Here is a 2,277-nt window from a genome sequence, read left to right as displayed (position 1 = left end):
TCCTGCTTGGCCAAAAGGGTCAAAGTCGCGTGGCTTTTCCAACATTGAGGAACTGCCAGAGAAGAAGAGCATCTGCACAAGCCGCAGCTTTCCCGACCAAGGATTGTCACAATTAGGTCCGTTGGAGGAGGCCGTCGCCCACTTCGCATCTTCCTGCTCACGCAAGCTGAAGGAGCAGGACAGCTGTTGCCGCGCCGTCACGGTGTTCGCCTATACAAGCCGTTTCCGCACCGATGCGCCATGCAGCGCAATCAACCGCACGGTAACCCTCACCGTACCGACAAACGACCTGCGCGAGCTTGTGTCGGTGGCTGTCGGCGCGTTGCGCTCGCAATGGGACGCGTCCGCCACGTTTTTCTACAAGAAAGCGGGCGTGATAGTCTGGGACATCTGCCCCTCCGGCGCAGTTCAGGGCGACCTTTTCGACACTGTCGACCGCGCTAAGCAGGCCCGACTTGCCGCCGCAATCGACGCCATAAACCGCAAGAACGGCTACAACACAGTGAAAGTAGCCGTACAGGGAACGGACACAAGCTGGCGCATGAAGCACGAACACGAGTCCGGAAAATACACTACCAACATCGATGACGTAATAAAAGTGAAAGCATGACTTCAAATTCATATATGAGTTCGGCATCATGCAATAGTAATTTTACTATTCAATAATAAGGCGTTTTAAGTCATATTACGCCGCAAATGCTGCGGTATTTTTTGCTTATGCTTGATTATGCGGTAAAAAACAACTATATTTGCCGCATATTCTGCGGTGTTTTGGGGAGTTCAATGCCGCATAAACAAAAATTGAAGAATTATGTACATACACGAAAGAGATAATTGGACTTCATTCAAATGGGATGCGTCCGTGCTTACATCGATACTTGAAGAAGTCGGCCGCAAACAGGGCTTGCTGTATGGCAGGCTTTCCTCGTTGGGTTTTGACAGCAAGCTTAAGGCTATGGCCGAGAACTTGACGCACGATGTGGTATGTTCATCAGAAATCGAGGGAATACGTATGAATATGGATGATGTACGCTCGTCCATAGCCCGTAAACTGGGAATTGAAAATGTCAGGCAGACCGCACCCTCACATTACGTTGATTCAGTTGTATCTGTCATGCTCGATGCGGTAGGCCACTATGGCCAACCACTTACGAAAGAGAAAATCTGCGCATGGCAGGCTGCGTTCTTTCCGTCAGGTTACAGCGACGGTTCACATATAGAAGTGGGCCGATACCGCACCAATGAAGAACATATCGTTTCGGGTATGTTCGGAAGAGAGAGGATTCATTATGTTGCCCCTTCGCCGGAGCGGTTGGATGCAGAAATGGAGAAATTCCTTGACTGGTTCAACGGCACGGAGAACGTAAGTTATGTCATCAGGTCTGCCATAGCCCATTTCTGGTTTGTCAGCATCCATCCATTTGAGGACGGCAACGGACGGCTTGCCCGTATTCTGTCGGACATGATGCTGGCACGCGGCGACAGGAGTGAATTTCGGTTCTACAACATCTCCTCAATGATAAACAATGACAAGAAGCATTATTATTACATTTTGGAAAAGACGCAACACGGCGACGGAGACATTACCGAATGGATATTGTGGTATGCCAATACTTTGTCCGTAGCCCTTGACGAGGCGGGAAGCATGGTCAGCACCGTCTTGAACAAAAATCTTTTCTGGCAGAAAGCTTCTTCCGTGGCGTTAAGCCAAAGGCAAACGGACATGCTAAACCTGTTCCTTGACGGCTATGAGGCGAAAATTACGACCAAGACATGGGCGTCGCTGGCGAAATGTTCGGCGGATACCGCCCTGCGCGACATACACGACCTTGTAGGAAAAGGTGTCTTGCGTGAGGACATACCCGGAGCCAAACGTCCAAGCTATTCCATCATTTACGAGCCAGACGACCTCACGGCACTCTTTTCCGAAGTCCGTGTTGAAGATGAGAATGGCCGCTTCTATCTTAAAGCTCTGTACAAAGGCAAGACACCGGTATGCGAAAGGGTTTTGCCATTGGATGCGGAACGGTTCGGCAGAGGCGACTTGCCATTGGAGAACTTGCTTGCCAAATACTGCACTTATCTGAAAATGAATTAAACAAGACCAGATGACTTTATTACAAATATCAAGCTCATTTATTTTCCATTTGACAGATTATTATATTTGTCGCAGATAATCTTTCTCATTTATAACTTAGGAAGGAAAAGATGGTATTTGACAAGTTCATAGACAGGCAGGATGAGTTAGAACGGATAAACCCGAATCTGTCATTAGAC

The 2,277-nt window shown here is 48.5% G+C and carries 2 protein-coding genes; both read left to right on the top strand.

Features of this window, described 5'->3' with window-relative positions; all coding sequences use genetic code 11:
- Positions 1 to 610 (top strand): DinB/UmuC family translesion DNA polymerase (locus H6A34_RS14125; protein WP_205106035.1); only part of this gene is annotated, 610 nt, incomplete at its 5' end.
- A gap of 201 nt (positions 611 to 811) precedes the next feature.
- On the top strand, positions 812 to 2,098 hold the full coding sequence (locus H6A34_RS14120; protein WP_205106034.1) for a Fic family protein: 1,287 nt from the start codon (positions 812 to 814) through the stop codon (positions 2,096 to 2,098).
- Positions 2,099 to 2,277: the final 179 nt, after the last annotated feature.

Origin of the sequence: Marseilla massiliensis (assembly GCF_016899855.1) — a bacterium.
Lineage (GTDB): Bacteria > Bacteroidota > Bacteroidia > Bacteroidales > Bacteroidaceae > Prevotella.
This window is presented reverse-complemented; position numbering and strand designations above follow the sequence as displayed.

Coding starts and splice junctions, on each gene's coding strand:
- H6A34_RS14120 (WP_205106034.1), top strand. CDS start 812: ATGTACATACACGAAAGAGATAATTGGACTTCATTCAAATGGGATGCG.